The sequence below is a fragment of the Carnobacterium sp. 17-4 genome (genome assembly GCF_000195575.1).
GTDB lineage: Bacteria > Bacillota > Bacilli > Lactobacillales > Carnobacteriaceae > Carnobacterium_B.
This window is the reverse complement of sequence record NC_015391.1, coordinates 1,926,941-1,952,562: the sequence shown is the minus strand read 5'-3', so window position 1 is coordinate 1,952,562 and position 25,622 is coordinate 1,926,941. Positions and strand designations below refer to the sequence as shown.

Annotated in this window: 25 protein-coding genes; 17 read left to right on the top strand and 8 right to left on the bottom strand. The window is 35.4% G+C overall.

Going from position 1 to position 25,622, the window contains the following annotated elements; translation table 11 throughout:
- Positions 1–127: 127 nt before the first annotated feature.
- The 3 genes from CAR_RS09300 (at position 128) to CAR_RS09290 (ending at position 1,884) form a co-directional block, all read left to right on the top strand.
- Positions 128–766: an NAD(P)-dependent oxidoreductase gene (locus CAR_RS09300; RefSeq protein ID WP_013711469.1), complete on the top strand. Its 639-nt coding sequence runs from the start codon at positions 128–130 to the stop codon at positions 764–766.
- A 117-nt stretch (positions 767–883) separates the two neighbouring features.
- Positions 884–1,363, top strand: coding sequence for a tRNA (adenosine(37)-N6)-threonylcarbamoyltransferase complex ATPase subunit type 1 TsaE (gene tsaE, locus CAR_RS09295; RefSeq protein WP_013711468.1), 480 nt, complete (start codon positions 884–886; stop codon positions 1,361–1,363).
- Entirely contained in the window at positions 1,360–1,884 is a 525-nt protein-coding gene (locus CAR_RS09290) for a GNAT family N-acetyltransferase (RefSeq protein WP_013711467.1), read from the top strand. The genes tsaE and CAR_RS09290 overlap by 4 nt, the downstream gene beginning before the upstream one ends.
- 179 nt (positions 1,885–2,063) lie before the next feature.
- On the opposite strand, the gene CAR_RS09285 is transcribed toward CAR_RS09290, so the two are convergent.
- The 5 genes from CAR_RS09285 to CAR_RS09265 all read right to left on the bottom strand — a co-directional run bounded on the left by CAR_RS09285 (position 2,064) and on the right by CAR_RS09265 (position 9,036).
- Positions 2,064–2,795 carry an amino acid ABC transporter ATP-binding protein gene (locus tag CAR_RS09285; RefSeq protein ID WP_013711466.1) on the bottom strand — a complete coding sequence of 244 codons (732 nt, stop codon included), beginning with the start codon at positions 2,793–2,795 and terminating at the stop codon, positions 2,064–2,066.
- Positions 2,788–4,245, bottom strand: coding sequence for an amino acid ABC transporter substrate-binding protein/permease (locus tag CAR_RS09280; RefSeq protein ID WP_013711465.1), 1,458 nt, complete (start codon positions 4,243–4,245; stop codon positions 2,788–2,790). Before CAR_RS09280 ends, CAR_RS09285 begins: the two co-directional genes overlap by 8 nt.
- A 185-nt stretch (positions 4,246–4,430) precedes the next feature.
- Positions 4,431–4,985, bottom strand: coding sequence for a 3'-5' exonuclease (locus CAR_RS09275; RefSeq protein ID WP_337999042.1), 555 nt, complete (start codon positions 4,983–4,985; stop codon positions 4,431–4,433).
- A 134-nt stretch (positions 4,986–5,119) separates the two neighbouring features.
- On the bottom strand, positions 5,120–7,756 hold the full coding sequence (locus tag CAR_RS09270; protein ID WP_013711463.1) for a cation-translocating P-type ATPase: 2,637 nt from the start codon (positions 7,754–7,756) through the stop codon (positions 5,120–5,122).
- A gap of 518 nt (positions 7,757–8,274) precedes the next feature.
- Positions 8,275–9,036, bottom strand: coding sequence for an exodeoxyribonuclease III (locus tag CAR_RS09265; protein ID WP_013711462.1), 762 nt, complete (start codon positions 9,034–9,036; stop codon positions 8,275–8,277).
- Positions 9,037–9,184: 148 nt separating this feature from the next.
- Here CAR_RS09265 and CAR_RS09260 point away from each other — a divergent pair, with 148 nt between their 5' ends.
- The 11 genes from CAR_RS09260 to CAR_RS09210 all read left to right on the top strand — a co-directional run bounded on the left by CAR_RS09260 (position 9,185) and on the right by CAR_RS09210 (position 20,961).
- Positions 9,185–10,096: a Gfo/Idh/MocA family protein gene (locus CAR_RS09260; protein WP_013711461.1), complete on the top strand. Its 912-nt coding sequence runs from the start codon at positions 9,185–9,187 to the stop codon at positions 10,094–10,096.
- Between the two features lie 110 nt (positions 10,097–10,206).
- A complete protein-coding gene (locus CAR_RS09255) occupies positions 10,207–11,586 on the top strand; it encodes a TrkH family potassium uptake protein (RefSeq protein WP_013711460.1) in 1,380 nt (459 codons plus the stop codon).
- Between the two features lie 11 nt (positions 11,587–11,597).
- Positions 11,598–12,269 (top strand): potassium channel family protein, encoded by a 672-nt coding sequence (locus CAR_RS09250; protein WP_013711459.1) that lies wholly within the window; start codon positions 11,598–11,600, stop codon positions 12,267–12,269.
- A gap of 537 nt (positions 12,270–12,806) precedes the next feature.
- On the top strand, positions 12,807–13,745 hold the full coding sequence (gene murB, locus CAR_RS09245) for a UDP-N-acetylmuramate dehydrogenase (RefSeq protein WP_013711458.1): 939 nt from the start codon (positions 12,807–12,809) through the stop codon (positions 13,743–13,745).
- Between the two features lie 177 nt (positions 13,746–13,922).
- Complete coding sequence (locus CAR_RS09240) at positions 13,923–14,465, top strand: helix-turn-helix domain-containing protein (RefSeq protein WP_013711457.1); 543 nt, start codon at positions 13,923–13,925, stop codon at positions 14,463–14,465.
- A 74-nt stretch (positions 14,466–14,539) separates the two neighbouring features.
- Positions 14,540–15,634, top strand: coding sequence for an ABC transporter ATP-binding protein (locus tag CAR_RS09235; protein WP_013711456.1), 1,095 nt, complete (start codon positions 14,540–14,542; stop codon positions 15,632–15,634).
- Between the two features lie 10 nt (positions 15,635–15,644).
- Complete coding sequence (locus tag CAR_RS09230) at positions 15,645–16,460, top strand: ABC transporter permease (RefSeq protein WP_013711455.1); 816 nt, start codon at positions 15,645–15,647, stop codon at positions 16,458–16,460.
- Positions 16,457–17,290 carry an ABC transporter permease gene (locus CAR_RS09225; RefSeq protein ID WP_013711454.1) on the top strand — a complete coding sequence of 278 codons (834 nt, stop codon included), beginning with the start codon at positions 16,457–16,459 and terminating at the stop codon, positions 17,288–17,290. Before CAR_RS09230 ends, CAR_RS09225 begins: the two co-directional genes overlap by 4 nt.
- Complete coding sequence (locus CAR_RS09220) at positions 17,287–18,360, top strand: ABC transporter substrate-binding protein (protein WP_013711453.1); 1,074 nt, start codon at positions 17,287–17,289, stop codon at positions 18,358–18,360. Before CAR_RS09225 ends, CAR_RS09220 begins: the two co-directional genes overlap by 4 nt.
- Before the next feature lie 482 nt (positions 18,361–18,842).
- Entirely contained in the window at positions 18,843–19,514 is a 672-nt protein-coding gene (rpiA, locus tag CAR_RS09215) for a ribose-5-phosphate isomerase RpiA (protein ID WP_013711452.1), read from the top strand.
- 145 nt (positions 19,515–19,659) lie between these two features.
- Positions 19,660–20,961, top strand: coding sequence for a pyrimidine-nucleoside phosphorylase (locus CAR_RS09210; RefSeq protein WP_041556524.1), 1,302 nt, complete (start codon positions 19,660–19,662; stop codon positions 20,959–20,961).
- Positions 20,962–21,007: 46 nt separating this feature from the next.
- Here the strand turns inward: CAR_RS09210 and CAR_RS09205 are convergent, their stop codons facing one another.
- The gene (locus CAR_RS09205) at positions 21,008–21,217 is read right to left on the bottom strand and encodes a hypothetical protein (protein ID WP_013711450.1); all 210 of its coding nucleotides are present in this window, start codon (positions 21,215–21,217) and stop codon (positions 21,008–21,010) included.
- 179 nt (positions 21,218–21,396) lie between these two features.
- On the opposite strand from CAR_RS09205, the gene CAR_RS09200 reads away from it, so the two are divergent.
- The 3 genes from CAR_RS09200 to CAR_RS09190 all read left to right on the top strand — a co-directional run bounded on the left by CAR_RS09200 (position 21,397) and on the right by CAR_RS09190 (position 23,322).
- Positions 21,397–22,116 carry an AzlC family ABC transporter permease gene (locus tag CAR_RS09200; RefSeq protein ID WP_013711449.1) on the top strand — a complete coding sequence of 240 codons (720 nt, stop codon included), beginning with the start codon at positions 21,397–21,399 and terminating at the stop codon, positions 22,114–22,116.
- The gene (locus CAR_RS09195; protein ID WP_013711448.1) at positions 22,109–22,432 is read left to right on the top strand and encodes an AzlD domain-containing protein; all 324 of its coding nucleotides are present in this window, start codon (positions 22,109–22,111) and stop codon (positions 22,430–22,432) included. The genes CAR_RS09200 and CAR_RS09195 overlap by 8 nt, the downstream gene beginning before the upstream one ends.
- A 104-nt stretch (positions 22,433–22,536) precedes the next feature.
- Positions 22,537–23,322 carry a GNAT family N-acetyltransferase gene (locus tag CAR_RS09190; protein WP_013711447.1) on the top strand — a complete coding sequence of 262 codons (786 nt, stop codon included), beginning with the start codon at positions 22,537–22,539 and terminating at the stop codon, positions 23,320–23,322.
- A gap of 67 nt (positions 23,323–23,389) precedes the next feature.
- Here the strand turns inward: CAR_RS09190 and fni are convergent, their stop codons facing one another.
- Both fni and CAR_RS09180 read right to left on the bottom strand, forming a co-directional pair.
- Entirely contained in the window at positions 23,390–24,460 is a 1,071-nt protein-coding gene (gene fni / locus CAR_RS09185) for a type 2 isopentenyl-diphosphate Delta-isomerase (RefSeq protein WP_013711446.1), read from the bottom strand.
- A gap of 42 nt (positions 24,461–24,502) precedes the next feature.
- Positions 24,503–25,579 carry a phosphomevalonate kinase gene (locus tag CAR_RS09180; protein ID WP_013711445.1) on the bottom strand — a complete coding sequence of 359 codons (1,077 nt, stop codon included), beginning with the start codon at positions 25,577–25,579 and terminating at the stop codon, positions 24,503–24,505.
- Between the last annotated feature and the right edge of the window lie 43 nt (positions 25,580–25,622).

Sequence of the window (25,622 nt, the reverse complement as noted above, 5' to 3'; positions counted from 1 at the left end):
TTGAGTCAGCTTTTTTTGTTTTATCATTTTTAGTGTTCTTTTTTGATAAAGAGAGAATAGTTGCTCAATTGGATGCTTTCTCATTATAATTAAATAAGAAGAATCAGTAGCATAAGGAGGAAATTATATGAAAATCGGAATTATCGGTGCAACAGGTAAATCAGGTTCAAAAATTTCAGCAGAGGCCTTGATTAGAGGACATGAAGTCATTCCTTTGGTTCGAAATGCTTCGAAGCTAATAGACAGTAAAGATAGCCGTTATATTGAAAAAGATTTATATGACTTAGATTTTGATGATATCAAAGAGTTAGATGTAGTGGTTGATGCATTTAATGCCCCACTAGGGAAAGAAGAATTGCATCAAACAAGTTTAGCTCATATTGTATCCTTAATCCAAGGACATGATGCGCCACGTTTAATCGTTGTCGGTGGAGCAGGTAGTTTATATATCGATGATACAAATACAACTCGTTTGATGGACACTGAAACTTTTCCTGAGGAAGCAAAAGCTACAGCACTTAATATGGCAAAGGCTTTTGAACTTTTAAACCAAACAGAAGATATCAACTGGACCTACCTAAGCCCATCTGCTTTTTTTAATCCTGATGGTGAAAGAACTGGAAATTATCAATTGGGTCAAGACATACTATTAACGAATAGTGAAGGCGAAAGTGAAGTAAGCTACGCTGACTTTGCTCTGGCACTCGTTGATGAGATTGAAAATCAACAATTTATTAATCAACGGATAACGGTATGTAGTGAATAAATTAACTAAATAAAAAATCAATTAAACAGGTAGCTGTTTAATTGATTTTTTATTTAGCTTTTTTTACATACTTGAATTACAATAAAAGGTAAGTAGAAACGGATAGAGGAGAATAACATGAAACAACTAAAAGCACGTAATGAAGAAGAAACGAAAGCAGTAGCTGCTGATTTAGCAAAATTCCTTGAACCAGGAGATGTCATTCTTTTAGAAGGAAATTTGGGAGCAGGTAAAACAACATTTACAAAAGGTTTAGCCGAAGGTCTTGGAATAAGCAAAGTGATTAAAAGCCCAACTTATACGATTATTAGAGAATATTTGGAGGGGAGACTTCCTTTATATCATATGGATGTTTATCGACTAGAAGAAACTGGTGGAATGGATTTAGGGTTAGAGGAATATTTTGAAGGAGACGGTGTTTCGATTATTGAATGGGCAACATTTATTCCAGAAGATTTACCCCAAGAATACTTGCAAATCAAACTTGTTCCTACTGGAGAAGACTTGATGGAACGCGAGTTGACTTTTGAACCTGTTGGAAAAAGGTACGAAGAATTGCTTCATTCATTTGAAGAAGGTCAGAGTGATAGCAAATGAATGATGCGATAAACATTCGAGAAGCTATCCCTAGCGATGCTGAGAAAGTATTGAAACACTTGCACAGAATTGCGAGTGAGACAGGATTTATGACAATGGGAGCTGAGGGGCCAAGTAAAAGTATAGAAGCAGAAAATAAAGAAATTGAAGCCATTCTAGAATCTGATGTAACAGTTTTATTAGTCGCTTTAGATAAAGAAGAAATCGTAGGAATTGCTGAAATTCATGGAAATGATAAACCTAAATTAAACCATATTGGAGACATCAGTATTTCAATTGCAAAAGAGTATTGGGGTTTGCGATTAGGCACCACGATGATGGAAAAATTGGTTGAATGGGCAAAGAGTCCATCAAGTAATTTAAAACGATTAGAACTAACCGTTCAAGCTCGTAATGAACGAGCACGTCGTCTCTATGAAAAAATGGGTTTTGAACTAGAAGCTATCATGCCAAGAGGGGTTAAAGATAATGGCGTTTATTTAGATGTTTGTCTGATGAGTATGATGGTTGGAGAAATTTAAAAAAGAGGCTGGGACAAAATCCAAGCCTCTTTAATATATACGAATATTTATTCTAAAACGTGCTCCAAAAAGCAGACCCGACGTCCACTTCACGAATAATGCTCGATGGTCGATGACCATACTGCGCGTATTCGTTCCAGTGATTCGGGTCTAAACGCTTTTTATACCACTCTCTTTTTTTAGATCAATACTTTCTCTAAAAAGTTTTTTGTCCGTTCATGTTGAGGATTGCCAAAAACGTCTTCTGGAGTTCCCTCTTCAACGATGTATCCACCATCCATGAAAATTACGCGGTCGGCTACTTCTTTAGCGAAGCCCATTTCATGAGTCACCACCAACATGGTCATACCTTGTTCAGCCAGCTTTTGCATGACTTCCAACACATCACCAACCATTTCCGGATCAAGAGCACTTGTTGGTTCATCAAACAACATAAGGTCTGGATTCATTGCTAATGCACGTGCAATAGCGACACGTTGCTTTTGTCCGCCAGATAATGATTTAGGGTAATCGTTCGCTTTCTCAGAAAGCCCCACCGTTTCCAACAGTTCCAATGCGTGTTTTTTAATATCTTCTGAGGAATCTTTTTTTAGTTCTTTAGGTGCTAATGTAATGTTTTCTAAAACCGTTAGATGAGGGAACAAATTAAATTGTTGAAAAACCATTCCAACATTTTCGCGTACTTTGTTGATGTCTTGCTTTGGATCAGTAAGATCGAAGTCATCGATAATGACTTTGCCGCCTGTAATTTCTTCCAAAGCATTCAGACAGCGTAAAAAAGTACTTTTACCAGAACCTGAAGGACCAATGATACAAACCACTTCTCCTTCTTGGACTTCAACGTTCAAGTCTTTTAAAACTTCTAAACTTCCAAAGTTTTTCTTTAAATGTTCCACTTTTACTTTAGTCATTTGACATTTTCCTTTCCAATACATTTGATAACTTGGTTAAAATAGTAATTAAAATAATATACATAATTCCAATAATCAACCACATATTTCCAGAAGAATAGGTACGTGCAATAATAATTTTTCCTGTTTGAGTTAATTCGACGATACCGATAACGGATAGAATTGAGGTGTCTTTAAGGGTAATGACAAATTGATTAATAAAAGATGGAATCATTATTTTGATTGCTTGTGGTAAGATAATTTTGCGCATAGAAGTTTGATAAGGTAAACCGAGACTTCTTGCGGCTTCTAACTGCCCTACAGCTACAGCTTGAATACCTCCACGAACCAATTCAGAGATATAAGCCGTCGTGTTAAGGCTTAAAGTAATTATACCTGCCACGTAAGCTGATAATTGGATATTTAAAAATTGAGGAATCGAGAAGTAAACGAAAAAGGCTAGAACAATCAATGGAATACCTCGCATAATCGTTACATAAATAGAAGAAATGCCAATCAAAAGTTTATTTGAAGTAGCACTAAATAATCCTAAAATAACTCCGGCAACTAATGCAATAGCAAAAGAGATAAGAGTCAATAATAATGTACGTCCAAGACCGGTCAATAATTCTTTGTAATTGTTTTGAATCAAGGCCAAGAAACCATTACTGCTTCCAGTAGCTTCTGAATCTTCGCCAGTATACTTAGTTGTGATTTCTTCATGAATCCCATTTTCTTTGATATTTGCTAATCCAGCATTAAATTTTTCTAGCAGTTCAGGATTTTGACCTTTATTAACGGCAAAACCATAGACATCGCCTGCTTCTGGATCAAGAGGGAATTGTAGTTGAAGACCTTGTTGAACAGCATAAGCCATAACAGGATAATCATCGAAGACTGCATCTGAATGGCCAGCAACTACATCTTCGTACATCGTAGCCGAGTCTTCAAATTGGTTAACGTCAATGTTAAACTCTTTTTTTAATTCCGCCACAAATGCTGCTCCGGTTGTTCCTACTTTAACAGCGACCGTTTTCCCATCTAAATCTTCATATGAGGTTATATCCTCATTATCTTTTGCTACAGCCATAACAGTACCAGCTTCAAAGTATGGGTCAGAAAAATCAAATGACTCTTTACGCTCATCTGTGATGCTCATAGTAGCAATCATTCCGTCAACTTGGTTACTTTCTAAAGCTTGTAAACCTGCGCTAAAAGCTAATGGTCGCAATTCATACGAGAATCCTTGATCTTGCGCAATAGCATCTAAAATTTCTACGTCAATACCGACATAATCCCCATCTGCATTTTTAAATTCAAATGGAGCATAGGTGACATCAGTGGTAATCATGTATGGATCACTTTCTGTTCCTTTTTCTGCTGAAACTGAAAGGGGTGTTGCTAAATTTATGAATAAACCTAACATAAGTATAAAGACAGCTCCTAGAAACTGTTTTTGTTTTTTAATCATGTAAACTCCTCCAAAGTATTTTTGCTATCATTTCAAAATATAGCTAATATATTAAAAATACGGGAATCGTTTGAGCAATTCAACTAATAGCACTTAATAGAATGCAAAAAAAACGACTTATTTAAAAAAATAAGTCGTTTTTTTTGTTGTAATAAAATGTTTAGAAAAATTAACTCTAATTGAAATTAGACATGTTTAACCAGTTTTTTTAAAGGATCTGTTCCAAAATGATCTTCTAAATACAGAAGAATAGCTGCACAAGCATTGCTGTCTTCAAGTGCATTATGATGGTTGTCTAACCGGATTCCTAAATGGTCACAAACGGTGTTCAATTTATGATTAGGAATTTCGGTAATTAATTTCCGACTCGATTGGACCGTACAAAGTGTTTGAAAGTGAGGTTGTTGCAATTGATAATAATCAAGACAACCTTGTAAAACACCACGATCAAATGGAAGATTGTGAGCAACAATCAGTTTGTTTTCTTTGAAGAAAGGTTTTATCTTTTCCCAAACTTCTGGAAAAGAAGGGGCAGTTTGAACATCATCTTCGGTAATGCCGTGAATTTGAACATTACGCCAAAAAAATTCAGTTTCAGGTTTAATTAAAGAGTAATAATGATCAACGATTTGACTATTTTTTACAACCGTCAGTGCGATTGAACAAGCGCTGTGGCGTTGATGGCTAGCTGTTTCGAAATCCAATGCAACAAAGTTCATGTTTTTTTCCTCCTCGAACAAGTATTCGGTTAATAGTATAAAGGATTTAAATGAAATTTGCTAGTGATAAATTTTAACAAAAAAGAAGAAAACCTTTTGTCTGCTGATTTATCAGCAGACAAAAGATTTTCTATTTCTTTATTCAGTTGTTTGTCTTAAGCTTCTTTTTTATGAGGGAGAAATTTAGCTAATTCCATTAGAATAACGGCAGCTAAAGCTAATCCTGCAGCAATTCCCCATTGTTCCCAACCAAAATTATCTGGAATATTAAAGATTGAACGAACACCTGGAAGAACTGTCACGCCATATAAAACAGAACAGAACAGAACTGCGTAAATAGCGTACATATTAGAGAAGAAACCTGCTCCAATAGAGGTTTGAGTATTTGAACGTGCAGGGAAAGTTTGTAAAGTACGAGCCAAGATAAGTGTAGTAAAGGCCATAGCAATACTCATTTCATTTGAATAACCTAATCCAATATATTGTGAGATAACTACTGCGATACCAATAAGCACACCACGATAAAGAACAGATCTTAAAGTATCACCTGCGAAGATGCCTTCGTTTGGATCTCTTGGTTTACGTTCCATAACATTTGGTTCGCCTTTTTCCATTCCTAAGGCAATAGCAGGAATAGAGTCATTAACTAAGTTGATGAACAATAACTGTAAGGCAGTGAATGGGTTAACCCAGTTCATTAGTAACGCAACAATGATTGCGATAATGGCACCAAGGTTACCAGCAAATAGGTAAGCAACAGCTTTTTTGATGTTATCAAATACATTACGACCAACTTCAACGGCACTAATGATTGAAACAAAGTTATCATCCGTCAATACCATTGCAGCTGCATCTTTAGCTACGTCTGTTCCGCTACCCATTGCGATTCCGATATCTGCTTGTTTCAGTGCAGGTGCATCGTTTACACCATCACCAGTCATAGCAGAGATCTTATCTTTATTTTGCCAAGCGCGAACGATTCTGATTTTGTTTTCTGGAGAAACACGAGCATAAACTGAAATTTTTTCTAGTTTAGCATTTAATTCGTCTTCACTTAAAGCGTCTAATTCTTGACCAGTCAAAGCAATGTCGTCTGGTTCTGAAATTCCGATATCACGAGCAATTGCACGTGCAGTTGTTTTGTGGTCACCAGTAATCATAACTGTTTTAATACCAGCTTTTTTAGCTTGTTCTACAGCGCCATAAACAGCTTCACGAGGTGGATCGATCATAGCAACTAAACCAACTAAAATCAAATCATTTTCGTCTTCAAAAGTAATGTTTTCTCCTTCTGAAACAGGTTTATAAGCAAAAGCCAATACGCGCAAAGCACGATCTGAAAAGACTTCATTTTGGTCAGCTAAAGATTTCAGGTTGTCCTCTGTTAAAGGAACAACTTTTCCGTCAATCAATATTTTTGAACTGCGGTTAAAGACTACATCTGGGCCACCTTTTGTTAACATAAGGTTTTCGCCGTCAATGACATGAACAGTAGACATTAGCTTACGATCTGAATCAAAAGGCAACTCAGCTAATCTAGGGTAAGCATTACGTAATTCATGGTAAGGTTTGTTCACTTTATTACTGAAAGCGATCATAGCAACTTCAGTTGGGTCACCAAGTTCTTGGCCTTGGTCATTGATGTTTGAATCATTTGCTAACACAGCAATTTGCATTAAACGAGCTTCATCAGTAGTCCATGTATCAGGAGTAGAATTGAAGTCTCCCGTTTGACCATTTGGTAAAAAGTAATCAACAATCGTCATTTTATTTTGTGTTAATGTACCTGTTTTATCTGTACAAATAACACTTGTTGAACCTAATGTTTCAACAGCTGGAAGCTTACGAATGATCGCATGTTTCTTAGCCATCTTGTTTGTTCCAGTAGAAAGAACGATAGTAACGATAGATTGTAATGCTTCAGGGATAGCAGCAACGGCTACCGCAACTGCGAACATAAATGCATTCAACAATTCAGTATTTACATCTGTTGCTCCGCCAAAGAAGATACGAGCGGCTTGGATAGCAAAGATAAGAATAGAAAGAATAAGGATACCAAATCCTAGTTTTTTACTAAAGTCGTCTAATTTTCTTTGCAATGGTGTTTGCTTAGCCACTGCGTTATCAATTAAGCTAGCAACTTGACCGATTTCAGTATTGTTACCTGTACCTGTAACAACCACAAGACCACGACCATACGTAACTAAAGTTCCGCTATGAACCATGTTTGAACGATCTCCAACAGGGACTTCTTTTTCAACAACATCGATATTTTTGTCTGCTGGAACAGATTCACCAGTTAGCATTCCTTCATTAATCTGAAGTGATCCTGCTTCTAGTAAACGTCCATCAGCTGGAACATAATCCCCAGCATCTAAGATAACAATATCTCCTACAACAAGTTCTTTTGCTGGAATAGTTACTTTAACGCCATTACGGATTACTTTCGATTCAGGAGCAGAGAGACTGGACAACGCATCAAGGGAACTTTCAGCTTTTTTAGTTTGAATAACACTGATAACAGAGTTGATCATTAGAACAGCAAAAATAATTAATGATTCAACTACTGAACCTAAAGCCATTTGGATAACGGCTACTATTAATAGCACAATAACCATTGCGTCTTTAAAAGTTGCTAAAAATAATTTGAGAACGGAATCTTTAGCTTTTTGCTTTAATTCATTTAAGCCATCGCGTTCCTGACGTGTTTTGACTTCTGCATCCTGCAAGCCTTTTGGTGAAGTCTGTAATTCTTTTAATATTGTTTCTTGGTCTTTTTGATAATTTTCCAAGTGATACACCCTTTCGTAAAAAAAATTAGCCAGTTTACTGACAGACAATCAAAAATATGATGAAATGTCTGTAGAAACGGTTGTTGACATGAAATAAAAAATAATACCATTATAATATCATTATAGTACAGTTGCCAAAAATAGTAGCATATTCACTATCATCAAACAAGGTTTATGTTGATTGGCAATGATCTTGTAAAAATAATCGAATCATTAGCTAAGCTTGTTTTTGTACGCTCAATATCCTCCTTTAATTGATGGTCAGTAAAATCGATAAAAAAAAGAGACTTATGCAGGATTGTCCTTATAGAGAACAATGTGCATAAGTCTCACTATTTAAGACAACACCAGAAGATCGTTGCAAATCTACTTGTTGGTGACGTTGCCACAGCTGTTGCTGCCAGTTACTCCCTTATGAAAAACTATCGATTTCATCTTAATTAGTATATAATTTTAAAAAAAAATTTGCAACAAAAAAATTCTTTTAATGAATAGAATTTATTTTAGCTAAAAATTATTTATATTGTTTCTTTTAGAATTAATTCTACGGGACAATGATCTGAACCAACTATATCATCTAAAATCCGCGCTTCTTGTAAATGATCTTGTAAGCGAGTAGAGACACAGAAATAATCAATTCGCCAGCCAGCATTCGTTTTACGGGCATTAAATCGATAATTCCACCACGTATATGCCCCTTCTAAATCAGGGTAGAAGTAGCGGAAAGTATCAATAAACCCAGCATCTAATAAAGCAGAGAATTTCATGCGTTCTTCTTTGCTAAAACCCGCACTTAATTGATTCGTTTTCCAGTTTTTTAAATCGATGTTCTCGTGAGCAACATTTAGATCACCGCAGAGAATGACTGGTTTTTCGGAATCCAATTTTTTTAAGTACAGTTGAAAGTCATCTTCCCATTGCATACGGTAGTCTAAACGTTTTAGTTCGCTTTTAGAATTAGGGGTATAACAAGTTACTACATAGTAATTAGGGTAGCTTAAAGTGATCACTCGTCCTTCTTGATCGTGTTCGGGTTTGCCAATGCCATAAGACACATCTAATGGTTTATGTTTAGTAAAGATAGCAGTTCCAGAATACCCTTTTTTTTCTGCATAATTCCAATAATCATAGTAACCCGGAAAATCCAGCTCAATTTGACCTTCTTGAAGTTTTGTTTCCTGTAGACAAAAGAAATCGGCATCTAATTCTTCAAAAATTTCAACAAACCCTTTTTTTACAATGGCTCTTAAACCATTGACATTCCATGAGATAAATTTCATCAATAAATTCCTCCTAAGGTAATATCTTATCTTTATTGTACAAAAGTAAAAAGATTAGTAAACTGTAGAGCATTTTAAAAGAGTAAATTCATTTGAAATATGATAGGATATGAGATGAAAATGAAAATTAGAAAAGAGGGAACGAATAATGAAAATAGGAATTATTGGTTTAGGAAATATTTCTCAAAAAGCTTATCTACCCGTAATGATGGCGTTAGATAATGAAATAGAATGGCACTTGTTCACACGTGATCAAGAAAAATTAGCTAAACTTGGTAAAAAATACCGGATATCAAATTTATATTCTTCTATAGATGAGTTACTAAGCAGCGGCATTGAAGCTGTATTTATACATACGGCCACCCATACTCATGAAGCTCTTATCAGAGAATGCATTGAAAAAGGCATCCATGTTTATGTAGACAAGCCGATTAGCGAAAATGTTGAAGAAGTAAAAGCGCTAATGGAGCTGGCAAAGGAAAAAGATATTTTATTGATTACAGGATTTAATCGTCGTTTTGCTCCTATGATTCAAAAAGTGAAAGAAGTTCCAAATAAGAATATGATTTTGATTCAAAAAACCAAACCTGAAAGCTCAGGTAGCGTAAAGTATGCTATTTATGATTTGTTCATCCATGTGGTTGATACTGCATTGTTTTTATTGGATGAGCCGATTACCCAAACGCACTTCACTGTAAAAGAAGAAGCCGGTAATTTAGTATCATGTGTTTTACATCTTACAACAGAACATACAGAGTGTATTGCGACAATGAATTACATTTCGGGAGCTAATGCTGAATCTGTAGAAATTCAGTCACCAACTGGAACTCATCGAGTAGTTAACTTAACGGATTATGAAATTGAAACCGCTAAACAAAAACAAGTGATTTCTTTTGGAGATTGGGATGAGACATTAGAAAAAAGAGGTTTTGCTCCATTAATTCGACTAGCAATAGACGGCTTCCAAAATAAAAAAAATCCTGTTAGCATGGATTCTTCTTTAGAAAGCCACCGTATCTGTCAACTGATTGTAGAAAGTTATGAACAAAGAGTGCACTAACAAAATGGACTCTAAAATCTTTTTTTCTTATAAGCAGAATAATGCTTTACTTTTGTATATATAAGAATATAATACATTTTTGTATGAGAAAAAAGAAAGAGGAGAATAGAATGTTTTCTAAAAAGCTTAGGAGTATCCCTCCTGCTGCTAAAATAGCAATCAGTTTTGCATTTGTAATATTTATAGGATCTCTTTTATTAACGTTGCCTATAAGCAATCTTGAAAGTTCAGAAACTACTTACTTTGATAATTTATTTACCACAGTATCGATGGTATGTGTAACAGGTCTCTTTATTTTGCCCGTTGCAACTTCGTATACCGTTTTTGGTCAAATTATATGTATCTTGCTTATGCAAATAGGTGGATTAGGTTTAATGACGATACTTGCAACCTTAATTACAAGAATGGGAAAGAAGATGCGGTATTCAAATACGATTGCGGTTAAAGAAGCACTCAACCGTGAGGAGTTAGGTGACTTTAAGACCTACTTAGGATCTATTCTTAAATACACATTTATAATCGAAGGAATTGGAATGTTGCTGTTAGCGATTAGATTCGTTCCCGACTTGGGTTTAGCGAGAGGGCTTTTTGTCTCACTATTTTTAGCAGTTTCTGGCTTTTGTAATGCAGGATTTGATAATTTAGGGGCTATTAGTCTTCTAGAATATGTTCATGATCCATTAGTGAACTTAGTGATAACCTCATTGATTATTCTAGGTGGTATTGGTTTCTCTGTATGGTTTGATGTTACTCAAAATATTCAATCTGTTATAAAGAATAAATGTAGAAGTGGATGGAAACGTACATATCGGATGTTGAAAATCCATACTCGTTTAGCCATTAACATGACTATAGCTTTGATTATCGTTGGAACACTTGTATTCCTGGTTGTTGAATGGAATAATCCAAATTCTATTGGTAATTTTACATTTGGAGAAAAAGTGTTAGCTTCTTTTTTCCAAACGGTCACGATGAGAACAGCAGGATTCGCTACATTGGATTATGAACTCGTTGAACCTTTTTCTTTGTTGTTTTTTGTGGGCACTATGTTTATTGGAGGTTCGCCAGGAGGAGCTGCTGGTGGAATCAAGACAACCACATTTGCATTAGTAGCCTTATTGATTATTAGTGAAATTAAAGGACAAAAACATGTCAATTATGCTCACCACACAATCCCGATTGAGGTTATTCGTCGCGCGATTGTTATTGTCGCAACGTTTGCTTTGTTTTTAATGGCAGGTGTAAGTATCTTAATGCTAGTAGAAGATCAGCCTTTCTTATACTTGTTATTTGAAGCTGTATCTGCTTTAGCAACAGTGGGTGTTAGTGTGAATTTAACACCAGAACTATCACAAATTAGTCATATCGTATTAATGATCTTGATGTTTGTCGGTAGAATCGGTCCGATAACTATTCTTTTAAGTTTAAGTCGGAAAAGTAAACTTACCAAAGATCAACAATATGCAAAAACATCAATTTTAATTGGTTAGGAGGAAAAAATATGGCTATAAAAACGATTGGTGTATTGGGACTCGGAATATTTGGGTCATCAATCGCTAAAGAATTAAATGAATTTGATTGCGATGTTATTGCAATAGACTTAGATATAGATAATGTTGAACGCGTAGAACCATATGTAGATCAAGCTTTGCAAGGAAATATTACAGATTTGAATTTTTTGAAAAGTATTGGTTTTGAAAATTGTGATGTAGCAGTTGTAGCAACAGGTACAAGCTTAGAAGCAAGTGTTTTAGCAGTTATGAATTGTAAAAAATTAGGTATCTCTTCTATTATTGCAAAAGCGAAAAATAAATCGTTTATGGAAGTACTTTATGAAATCGGAGCAACAAAAGTTATCCGTCCTGAAAAAGAAGCTGGAACTCGTGTAGCAAAAAATATCTTAAGAAGACACATTACGGATATTGTTGATTTAGATGAGGATTACGCAGTTATTGAATTTAAACCGCCAATTCGTTGGATTGGAAAAACTTTTGATGAACTAGACTTACGACAAAAATATGAAATTAATATTATCGGAGTTAGAAAAACAGCTCAAAAACGGATGGATGTCTCTTTTAGCCCAGACTATCGTATCGAAGAGGGAACTGTTCTTGTAGGAATAGCAGAATCAGAAGTATTTGAACGCTACGATTATCTAAACAAATTGAAGTAACCTGAGTTTTTAAATAGGATTGAGACACTTGTCTCAGTCCTATTTTTTTAGACGAATAATAGGTTGATAAATGATAGGGGGGTTACAAAATTTCTTCTGGAATGAACGGATTTGCTTGTGTAGAGTCATGGCATCGACTGAAGCTTATCATCTTCAGTCTTTCAAGCCTCAAAAAGAACGTAATCGCTAAAGAATTAACGCTCTTTAATTCGCATTGAATCCTTTACATGGCTACAAGCAATCCCTATTCCTCCAAATATTTTAAGTAAGTGATTGAATGAATTTACCAATACTAAAAACTATAGAAATGAAACATGTATTAATCTAGCTGCTTTGTATCAAACTCCATTTTTTAAAAACGAAAGTTATATTAAAAAATTACTAAATCTTTAGTTTAAAGCGAATCCAAGCTACAAAAAAGAAAGATTGCATGTTAAACTGGGGGTAATGATGGAACTTTTTTGAAATAAGATGTTTGTTAAATCCATTAAAAAGTAGAGCAATAGGCTCCACTCATACGAAAGGGTACTAAATATTATGTTAATCGAAGAATTTAAGAAAGACTTCCCAAATTTAATTATAAAAGAAAATGAGCCATTGTCACTTTACACCTACACTAAAACCGGTGGACCAGCAGATATTTTAGTTTTTCCAAAAACGACAGAAGAAGTTAAGGATGTTGTTAATTGGGTAAAAAAAGAAACATTACCCTTAACAGTTCTTGGTAATGCAAGCAATTTAATTGTTAAGGATGGCGGAATTCGCGGCGTTGTCATGATATTAACAGAAATGAAGCAGATAAAAATTGAAAAGAAAAAAATCATTGTTCAAAGCGGAGCCCGTTTAATTGATACCTCCTATGCAGCTTATGAAGCTGAGTTAACCGGATTAGAATTTGCATGTGGTATTCCTGGTAGCATTGGTGGAGCAGTTTATATGAATGCAGGAGCCTATGATGGCGAAGTGAGTGAAGTCATTGAATCCGTCACAGTATTGACGCGTGAAGGAGAATTAAAGACATTTAAGAATCAAGATTTGGAATTTAGTTACCGTCATAGTCGTATCCAAGAGATACAAGATATTGTCTTAGAAGTTGTTTTTCAATTAAAAAAAGGGCATTCAACTGATATAAAAGTTAGAATGGAAGAATTAACCTTTTTAAGAGAATCCAAACAACCTTTGGAGTATCCGTCATGTGGCAGTGTTTTTAAACGCCCGACCGGTTATTTTACTGGGAAATTGATTCAAGAAGCTGGCTTGCAAGGTAAAATATGGGGTGGAGCACAGATTTCAATGAAACATGCAGGCTTTATTGTGAACATCAATCAAGCAACTGCTACGGATTACATTGAATTGATAGGGCACATCCAACAAGTTATTTTTGAAAAAAATAAGATTCAACTTGTACCAGAAGTTCGAATTATTGGCGAAGAATTGTTAATAGTAAATACTTTCGAAACAAAAAATATTTTATAATAAAGGATCATCAAAAAAATCGTAACCCGTTTAAACGGATTACGATTTTTTTATTGCATTTTATCTGAAAAAACTTATAATATAGAAGGTTACGGTAAACATTAATGTTACTGACAGTAAACATTAGTGAGTTGTAGTTTACTCTTGGTAAACAAGCGAACTCAAAGGAGAGTTTTTATGGAAATTGGGAATCGAATTAAAAATTTAAGAATTCAAAAAAATCTAACACAAGAAGAGCTAGCAGAGCGCACTAATTTAAGTAAAGGATACATTTCTCAAGTTGAAAGAGATCTAAGTGTGCCTTCGATGGAAGTTTTTTTTGATATTTTAGAAGTTTTGGGATGCAGTCCAAAAGATTTTTTCGACGAAAAACAGGAAGAACAACGTGTGGTTTATACAAATGATGAGATGACCGTCTATGAAGATGATGAAAAAGGGTATGAGATAAAGTGGCTTGTTCCTGAATCGAATGAAAATGAAATGGAACCTGTTTTTCTTAAATTTGCTGAAAAAGGTCAATTTAAAGAATTTAGTCCTTCATTATCTGAGACATTTGGCTATGTATTAGAAGGCGAAATCTGTATTGAGATTGGATTAAAGAGGTATTTTGCTAAAAAAGGCGAATCTATTTATTTTCATGCTACTCAAAACCATCAACTGATTAATCAATTCAACGGTGAGAGTTTATTAGTGTTAGTAGTTACAGATTCTTATCTTTAGTAAATCCGTCCACTAAAGGTTTTTGGGAGAAAGCTGGTAAGAAAGTGAAAATCCATTATAAAGGAGAAAAATAAATGACAAATAGTGCAATTATTACATTTGAGAATGTAAAAAAACAATACGATGATGATGAACCCGTTTTAAAAAATATCAATTTTGAAATTGAACAGGGAAAATTTTATACATTGCTAGGACCATCTGGATGTGGAAAAACAACCATTTTAAATTTAATTGCTGGTTTTACGGAGACATCAGAAGGTACGATTACATTGGATGGAAAAAAAGTAAATGATGTTCCTGCTAATAAGCGTAAAGTAAATACAGTTTTTCAAGACTATGCTTTATTTCCACATATGAATGTTTTTGAAAATGTAGCTTTTGGCTTAAGAATCAAAAAATTAGATAAAAAAGTTATCAAAGATAAAGTAGAAGATGTGTTAAAAATGGTTCAGTTATCGGGATATGAAGACCGTGCAATCAGTGAAATGTCAGGTGGACAACGTCAACGTGTAGCCATTGCACGTGCCTTAGTAAATGAACCAGAAGTATTGTTATTAGATGAGCCTTTATCTGCACTTGATTTAAAATTGAGAACAGAAATGCAATATGAATTGCGTGAATTGCAACAACGTTTGGGCATCACATTTGTGTTTGTTACTCATGATCAAGAAGAAGCGTTAGCGATGAGCGATGAAATTTTTGTTATGAAAAATGGCGAAATTATTCAAAGTGGTACACCAGTAGATATTTACGATGAACCGATCAATCGTTATGTTGCAGATTTTATCGGAGAGAGCAATATTGTTAAAGGAACAATGGTCCAAGACTATGAGGTTTCTTTTGTCGGACATACATTTGAATGTGTAGATGCAGGGATGAAACCGAATGAAAAAGTTGAAATTGTTTTACGTCCAGAAGATCTAGCGTTAACAACGGTAGAAAAAGGAAAGTTAACGGTTAAAGTGGATACTCAATTGTTCCGCGGTGTGCATTATGAAATCATTGGTTATGACCGCGAAAACAACGAATGGATGGTACATTCGACTAAAAAAGCAGTCGTAGGAAATGAAGTAGGTTTGTATTTTGAACCAGAAGATATCCACGTCATGCGATTTAATGAAACAGAACAAGACTTTGATGCTCGTCTTGAAAGCTACGAAGAAGAATAGGAGGAGAATAATGACGAAAAAATCTAATGTGTTTTATTTTATACCATACACTTTTTGGTTGCTCTTATTTGTTGTTGCTCCTTTACTTTTAATTGTGTATCAATCATTTTTTACTGTTGATGGGCAATTTACATTAGGAAATTATCAAACGTATTTTCAATCAGGTACATATCTTAGAATGACTTTGAACTCATTTTGGTATGCATTTCTCATTACATTATTTACTTTGCTAATAAGTTACCCAACTGCGTATTTTTTGAGTAAAACAAAGCACAAACAATTGTGGCTGTTATTGATTATTCTACCAACTTGGATCAACTTGTTATTAAAAGCCTATGCGTTTATCGGCATCTTTAGTGCAAATGGGACAGTTAACGATTTCCTCTCTTTTGTCGGAATAGGAAGACAGCAAATATTATTTACTGATTTTAGTTTCCTAGTCGTTGCAACATATATCGAAATTCCATTTATGATTTTGCCTATATTCAATGCACTTGAAGAAATGAATCCTTCTTTTATTCGAGCAAGCCGTGATTTAGGCGCAAATAGTTTTGAAACGTTTAGAAGAGTAGTGTTTCCTTTAACTCTAAATGGTGTTAAAAGTGGCGTTCAAGCGGTCTTTATTCCCTCTTTATCCCTCTTCATGTTGACACGTTTAATCGGAGGAAACAGGGTTATTACTTTAGGGACAGCCATTGAGCAACATTTTTTAGTTACTCAAAACTGGGGTATGGGTTCAACGATTGGCGTTGTATTGATTATTGCAATGATCCTCATCATGCTCTTTACGGGAGAAAAGAAAAAGAAAGGGGCAGTTCGTAAATGAAAAAAAAGCGATTTAAATGGTCCAATCTCTACTTGGTTTTTGTCTTTATCGTTTTATATGCACCAATTGCCTTCTTAATCTTTTACTCGTTTAACGATGGCGGAACAATGAATAGTTTTACAGGTTTTACATTAGATAATTATGTCGCAGTATTTGCAGATACACGATTGATCGGTATCGTTTTAGACACACTCCTCATCGCATTGCTGTCTTCATTATTAGCAACAACTATTGGAACATTTGGAGCAATTGGAATTTACTTTTTGAAAAAAAGAAAAACAAGAAATGCTGTACTAAGCTTCAATAATATTTTGCTGGTTTCTCCTGACGTAATCATTGGGGCAAGTTTTTTGATTTTATTTACCTTTATCGGATTTCGTCTAGGGTTTACATCAGTATTATTGTCCCATGTTGCTTTTAGTATTCCGATTGTCGTGTTAATGGTGTTGCCAAAGTTACAAGAAATGAATGACACGATGATTAAAGCCGCACGCGATTTAGGCGCAAATACTTGGCAAGTACTGACAAAAGTAATTCTTCCTAGTATTACTCCGGGTATTTTAGCAGGTTATTTTATGGCATTTACTTACTCGCTAGATGATTTTGCGGTAACCTTCTTTGTTACAGGAAATGGGTTTACAACGTTAGCTGTTGAGATTTACTCAAGAGCTAGACAGGGAGTGAGTTTGGAAATAAATGCTTTAAGTGCTCTAATGTTTGTCTTTGCATTGATTCTAGTTGTTGGTTATTACTTTATCCAACAACACAATTTGACAAAAAAACAAAAGAACAAAAAACGACAACATGCTGAGGCGGTGGGCATGCGATGAAAAAATTACTATTCATGGTTTTAGCCATCCTAGTAGTTTGTGGAGGCTTGTACCTAGGTGCAGATCAACTAGAAAAGGCACAAGGAATTACAGGAGAAAATAGTTTGAATTTGTATAACTGGGGAGACTATATCGATCCAGAATTGATCACTAAATTTGAAGAGGAAACGGGTTATAGAGTAACCTATGAAACCTTCGATTCTAACGAAGCAATGTATACAAAAATAGAACAAGGTGGAACGAATTATGATTTAGCCGTTCCTAGTGAATACATGATTGAGAGAATGATCGATGAAAATTTATTGATTGAATTAGATCAGTCAAAAATTAAAGGACTCAATAATATTGATGCTCAATTTTTGGATCAACCCTTTGATCCAGATAATCAATACTCTATTCCTTATTTTTGGGGAACATTAGGAATCATCTACAATGATAAATTTGTGGATGAAGATGCCATTCAACATTGGGATGACTTATGGAATTCATCTTTAAAAAATAAAGTCATGTTGATTGATGGAGCGCGTGAAATTATCGGTTTAGCATTAGATAGTGAAGGACATTCTCTAAATTCAAAAGATGATGAACAACTAGCTGCTGCAGCTAAAAAATTAGATAGTTTGACGCCTAACGTAAAAGCTATTGTTGCGGACGAAATCAAAATGTATATGATTCAAGAAGAAGCTTCAGTAGCCGTTACTTTTTCTGGTGAGGCATCTGAAATGTTATGGGAAAACGAAAATCTCCATTACGTCATTCCAAGCGAAGGCTCAAATTTATGGTTTGACAATTTTGTCATTCCAAAGACAGCTAAAAACTTTGATGCAGCGTATGCATTTATCAACTTCATGTTAGAACCAGAAAATGCAGCGCAAAATGCCGAGTACGTAGGCTACTCAACGCCTAATAAAACAGCATTAGAACTCTTACCATCTGAAATAACAGAAGATGAACAATTTTACCCAAATGAAGAAACTATGAAAAACCTAGAAGTTTACGAAGACTTAGGTTCCGAATACATCGGCATCTACAATGACTACTTCCTAGAATTCAAAATGCACAGAAAATAAAAGGATGCGGAGTGTCTCGATTATCCTCGATAAGAAAACAGGAAAAATTCGTAGGGGGTTTTCCCCCGAAGAAGTTTTATCTTTTTCTCGAGAGGGTGAGACACGCAGCTCAACTAAAAGGATGCTGAACTTCCCGTTTAGACACACAGCAATTTTCAAGAACTGAAAGCAAGAGCATCCCGCGCATTGCGTCAATTCTTGAAAATAGCCCAGTGTCTGGGAAGTGAAGCTCAACTAAAGAATTAGTATACGGTTTAGAAAAAACCACAAAACCCACTGAAGGTGCAAACTCTTCAGTGGTTTTTGCTGTTTAGTGGACAAATAAAGCATGATTTCTCCAATTTGAATCTAAAATTAACTGTTTCATTAAATAATAATAAACGTCCTTTTTTATGTATTATTTTTAGCTGTTAATACTCTATAGAGTAGGCGTTATGCTATACTAATAATGAATAAAAGTACGTATCAGGAGGGTCAAAAGGATGAATTTAAAGCAATTAGTTGGAGAAAAGGCAGCAGAATATGTAACAGATGGTATGGTTGTTGGATTAGGAACTGGGTCAACGGCTTATTATATGGTTGAAGCTCTTGGAAAGCGCGTTAAAGAAGGACTATCGATTACTGGAGTAACGACTTCAACTCGTACAAAAGAACAAGCCGAACAGTTAGGTATTCCACTAAAAACAATTGATGAAGTTGAAAAAGTAGATGTAACGATTGATGGTGCTGACGAGATTGATGCTCATTATCAAGGGGTAAAAGGTGGAGGTGGAGCTCTTCTATTCGAAAAAATCGTTGCAGATTATTCAAAAAAAGTGATATGGATTGTTGATGAGAGTAAAATGGTTGAAACGTTGGGTGCATTTCCTTTACCAATCGAAGTATTGCCTTATGGCAGTCAGCAATTGATGCGTATATTTGATGAAAAAGGATTCCTGCCGTCGATGAGAAAAAGTGAGACTGGCGAAAACTATTTAACAGATGGCGGACATTATATCATTGATTTACATATGGCTAAGATAGAAGATCCTCAGTCATTAGCTTTATGGTTAGACGGGTTAACAGGCGTTATGGAACATGGGTTGTTTCTTGATCGTGTCAATACCATCATTGTAGGTCGTGAATCCGGGTTAGAAATTATTGAGGCACGCTAAAATAAAGGAACAATCCTTAAGAGAACTATGGCTAAAAGATTGGCGAACGATGAGGGTATTGTTAGAATGTGTAAGTAGTGAAAACGTTTTTTTGGAGATTGTGGTAAGATAAATGAATCAATTTAAATAAAGGGGTATCAGCTAAATGAGAATGGTCGATTTGATTACAAAAAAACAACATGGAAATACTTTAACAACTGAAGAGATCAATACCATGATCGAAGAATATACAGAAGGTAAAATTCCAGAGTACCAAATGAGTGCAATGTTGATGGCAATTTACTTTAAAGATATGGATGATCGCGAAAAAAGTGATCTAACGATGAGTATTGTTCATTCTGGCGAAGAAATTGATCTGTCAGCCATTAAAGGTGTGAAGGTAGACAAACATTCAACAGGTGGAGTAGGCGATACGACAACGCTTGTTTTAGCGCCTCTAGTAGCAAGCTTAGGCATTCCAATGGCTAAGATGAGTGGACGCGGTCTTGGTCACACAGGTGGGACAATTGATAAATTAGAAGCCATTCCAGGATTTAACGTAGAATTGACTCAAGAAAAATTTATTGAGTTAGTAAATGAAAATAAAGTAGCTGTAATTGGGCAATCTGGTAACTTAACACCAGCAGATAAAAAACTGTACGCTCTAAGAGATGTAACAAGCACAGTTGAATCTATTCCATTGATTGCAAGTTCGATTATGAGTAAAAAAATAGCAGCTGGAGCAGATGCTATCGTATTAGATGTGAAAACAGGTGCAGGAGCCTTCATGAAGACAACAGATGATGCTAGATTGTTAGCTCACGCTATGGTTCAAATCGGAAACCGCGTTGGACGTAATACGATGGCCGTTATTTCTGATATGAGTCAACCACTAGGTTTTGCAATTGGTAATGCTTTAGAAGTTAAAGAAGCAATCGACGCTTTAAACGGCAAAGGTCCTGCTGATTTAATGGACTTGTGCTTAACATTAGGAAGCCAAATGGTTCATTTAGCTGGCATAGGAAAAGATTTAGATGAAGCAAGAGCTTTATTAGAAGAGTCCATTAGAAATGGGAAAGCACTTGAAAAATTTAAAACATTTATTGCTTCTCAAGGCGGAGACACGAGCGTTATTGATAATCCAGAGTTATTGCCAAAATCAGATTACCAAATTGATGTTTTAGCAAATAGAGACGGATTCGTTTCAGAAATTATAGCAGATGAGTTGGGAATTGCGGCTATGATGCTAGGTGCTGGACGAGCTACCAAAGAAAGCGAAATTGATTTAGCAGTAGGTATTGTCTTGCATAAAAAAGTAGGCGATGCTGTTAAAAAAGGTGAAGCATTGTTGACGATTCATACAAATCAAGAAGAAGTTCCAGAAGTAGAACAAAAAATCTGGGAAGGTATCACAATAGCTGATTCAGCTACACCAATTCCCTTAATTCATGAAGTTATCTTAAGTTAATAGATGAAATTAAAAAGAGTGTTGAGATTTCTCAACACTCTTTTTGTCATTTTTTATGAGGGTCCGAAAATAAATAGTAAAGAACATAAAGGATAATACCAAAAATACCAACGATTAAGATGACACCCATTAAAGCGTGTAAGATAGCCCAAAAGCCTCCACTATAAACAGCATTTTTAAGTGCTGGTACAAAAAAGTACACTAAAAAATAACCAATACTTACAAAGAAAGATCCAATGACTATTCTTTTTAACATGTATACTGACTCCTTTCATATGTAATTCATTAGGTTTACATTATCAAAAGTGGGAAAGAGTTACAATCTAATTAAATAAAACCAACTTTTTCGTAGTGTCAATTAACTAGAAATTCTACTAAAAAAACGTAACAATGTGATATACTAGCTGTTACACGTTCGTTAGGAGGGATTGGAAAATGAAAAAACAAGATTGGATGGATGGATTAAAAGTGATTTATCCAGTCATGATCAGTTATGTGCCTTTGGGATTAGCTGGTGGTATGGTTTTATATGACGCGGGATTCAATGCAGTAACTATTTTAGCAATGAGTTTACTCGTTTTTGGAGGAGCAGCTCAATTTATGGCGGCTTCAATGGTAAGTATGGGAGCTTCGATTCCAGCAATTATTACAATGACATTCTTTTTAAATCTGCGACATTTATTGATGAGCTCCAGTATGTCTGGTTTTATCAAAAAACCGTCTCTACCATTCACTCTTTTTTTCAGTCACACTCTAGCGGATGAGTCATTTGCTATTAATTACAATCAATTTAAAAATCATGAATGGACTGCAAATAAAGCTTTATCGATTAATGTCTTAAATTACCTTACATGGTCTTTCAGCACGTTTATTGGTGCGCTTGTCGGTAGTGCTTGGGTTATTGATACGACAATCATAAACTATGTCTTAATCGCTATGTTTATCAGTTTACTGGTCAGTCAATTTGTGTCTAAACTGTACGTTTTTGTGGGTTTAACAGCCGGAGTATTAGCTGTTGTTTTTACGATTCTTTTACAACATACGATTGCACTAGTGATTGCGGCAATCTTAGCCTCTTTTATCGGCTATTTTGTTGATGAATACTTAATGAACAAAAAAGTAAGAATAGGAAATGAGGGGATAGATTATGACTAGTCAGCAACTGCAGCTGATCCTAGGTATGGCGATTGTCACCTATATCCCACGATTATTGCCTATGCTTGTTTTGAGCAATCGTTCCGTACCGGATAAAATTTCAAAATGGATGTCCTTTATTCCTGTATCCATATTTGCAGCTTTAATATTTTCGGATATTTTCTTTTGGGAAGGTCAATTTAATGTTGACCCAATAAATAATATAAAACTGATCCCTTCTGTTATTGTCTTTTTTGTGGCCTATAAAACAAAAAATCTTTTATGGTCTATGGTATTAGGAATCAGTGCAATTACTTTAATGGTGTATGTATTTTGAAAACGTAAGAATAAATGTTCAAATGAAGTGCAAAATCCGACAATTATTTTGCTGAAAAAGTATACTTAAGGGACTAAGGCCGTTATTGGAGAGGAAGAGCGAAAATGATTTATAAATGTGATGAAAGTAAACGTGAAGATGTATTGAACTTTCTCTATGAGGACCCGAGCGTAAATTTATTTGCTATTGGCGATATTGAAACATATGGAGTTGAGCATTTTGATGTAGATGTATGGGCTTATGTCAACAATAAGGATGACATTATTGGTGTCTTAGTGCGTTACAAGGAAAATCTTATGCCGATCCATGGGAAAGATTTTGAAGGATTTGATACTTTCTTACCTTTGATCCAAAGTTTGAGCCCTATGTATATCTCTGGTAGTGAGGAAGTCATTGCTCAATATGAAGAAGATTTTACGGATTATGAAAAAGAAGAAACCTGTTTGGCTGAGTGTAAAGAGTTGGAAATGGAAAGTCCGCTTCTTCAACAAGTCATTCCCTTAGACAAAGAAGATATTCAATCCTATATTGATTCTCTAAAAGAAACGGGTATGAAGCATGAACAAACAATTGAAGAAATTACAAATGACTTAGATTTAAACATGAATGGGATCCAAGTGATCAAAGATGAGAACGGTAAGATTATTTCATCTGGTAGAATTGCAATTGAAACAAAGCTTTCAGGCATGATACTAGCTGTTGGTACGATTGAAAGTTACCGTAAACAGGGGTACGCAACAGCTGTAGTGTCTGCTTTAGTGAATTATTGTAACATGAAGAATAAAACGGCTTGTTTATTTTATTCCGATCCGGATGTCGGACGATTGTATCAACACTTAGGCTTTAAGGATACACAAAAGTGGATCATGCTAAAAAATAAAGAAGCGTAAGAAAAATCATACAAATAAGGTCAGCCATTGAATTCAATGGCTGACCTTATTTGTATTGTTAGTAGAATCAATAGTGTTGTGAAGAGCGATTGGCAAAGATTGAAGCATCGATCTTGCGAAGTTCACACCAATCTTTTACTTCTCCAAGCAAGATAATATCAGCTTGACTTAGATCTTTGATTGATTTTTTCCCAAGAAGAGTCATAATCGATGCGATTTGATTCTTCCAGGTATTTACTTCTAGAATAGTAGCTTCTACACCATCTCTTAATGCCATATGCAAGAAGAGACCTGAAATGCCAACACCTTTCGCTCCCAGAGATAAGGCTTTAACGATGTCTAAGGGATTGCGTATGCCACCTGAGGCCAACAGTTCTATTTCATTGATAAAAGGCTGAGCTTCTACTAAAGAAATAACGGTTGATTGTCCCCAGTCTTCTAAATAATCAAACTTCTCAGTAGTCCGGCGATAGTTTTCAATTTGGGCAAAGTTTGTTCCACCTTGTCCACTAATATCAATAGTTTTTACACCAATTGAAGTCAATTGCTGGATAGTTTCTCGGCTCATTCCGAACCCGACTTCTTTAACGATGACAGGTACAGCTAAATGGTGAACAATGTTTTCTAATTCTGTTAACCAATTGGAAAAATCACGATCGCCTTCTGGCATAACAATTTCTTGAGGTGAGTTTACATGAATCTGAAGAGCATTAGCTTGAATTAAGTCCACAGCTTTCTTAGCATTTTCAAGTGTTTGACCTGTACCTAAGTTAGCAAAAACCATCCCATTTGGATTAACTTCTCTGACAATGGTGTAGCTGTCTTCAACAGAAGGATCTTTAAGAGCAGCACTAATTGAACCTGTTGCCATAGCGATTCCAGTTTCTCGAGCAATCAAAGCTAATTTTTCATTTACCTTTTTTGTCCAGGTGCTTCCACCGGTCATTGCATTAATGTAAAAAGGGGACGTCATTTCTAGACCTGCAAATGAAGTAGAGATAGATGCATCAGCTACGCTCATTTCAGGAAAAGAATGGTGAACAAAACGGAAAGAGTCAAAATCTGACTTGCGGGTCTCTTTAGCAAATTTTTCGGCTAATGAAACATGTTCATTTTTTCGGTTATTCGTAGGTTTCATAGTGTGATCCTCCAAAAGTTTTTATCCATAAGAAAAGGGGCATTACTGATCCGATTTTTTGAATACGTGTAATGGAAGATTTATAATTCCTTCTTTTTCCCAATTTGTAATCAGTGACAATAAGCCTTCTTTTCGATTGAAAATAACAATTCCACAATCGCCGCCGCCAGCACCTGATGATTTAGCAGCTCCTTTAAACTCTTCTGCCATCGCGCATAATTTGGTTAGAGCAGGTGTTTCGATCGTAACGGATGTATCTTGGCTCATCTGAAGCAGAAGTTGACGGTTTTTTCTTATTTGACGCTGAATCTCGGTTACATTTCTCTCTTGAAAAGCATGTATCATCGCGTTAACACAGTGTTTGCTTTCTTTTAAAAAGGTATCATATGCAATTGCATCTTGGCTACGTTTGTTGGTTACTTCATCCACTAAGTGAGAAGTAGAAGCCGGCGAACCAGTCCATCCAATAACTAAACGTAAGTCTTTTGGAGGAGTTAGTGGCGTAAACGATAAATGAGGCCATTTCATTTCGATCAATTCTTTTACTGTGCTGTGTTCTTTTTGTTCCAATACCCATTCAGGATCAAAAGTTGTAAAGGCTAACCATCCACCATAAACGCTGGCAGCAACATCCCCACATGAACCGTTACTTTTAACGGACAAATGAGCTAAAGCTGCTAATTTAAAGATGACGTTTTTGCTGTCTTCAATGCCGTAAAAACGACACAATGCTTGAACGGTAGCAACGGTAACAGCTGCACTCGAACCTAAACCGTATTTTTTACCTTGTGAGCTGTCTAACTCACTATCCACGGTTAAGTGATAAAAAGATAATTCTTTTCCTTGTTCCTTTGCGTATTCTTCGGTCAAACGGATAGCAGCTAAAATATAGTGAAAAGGGTTCTCACGTTTATCAAGTACTAAACGATCATTTTCACGTTTCCATAAAATAGGAAGATTTCCATATTGAAAAGAGGTGATGCTTCCTACGCGTTCCGATTGTTCAAGTGATACGGTAATAAATTGGTCTACAGCTACTAAGATAGCTGGATGACCTGGTTCAACAACGGCGTATTCTCCCGCGATATATAACTTACCAGGTGCAGAAGCTTCAATCATACTGTAATTCCTCCTAAGTAATGAATACTGTTTTTTTAATCTG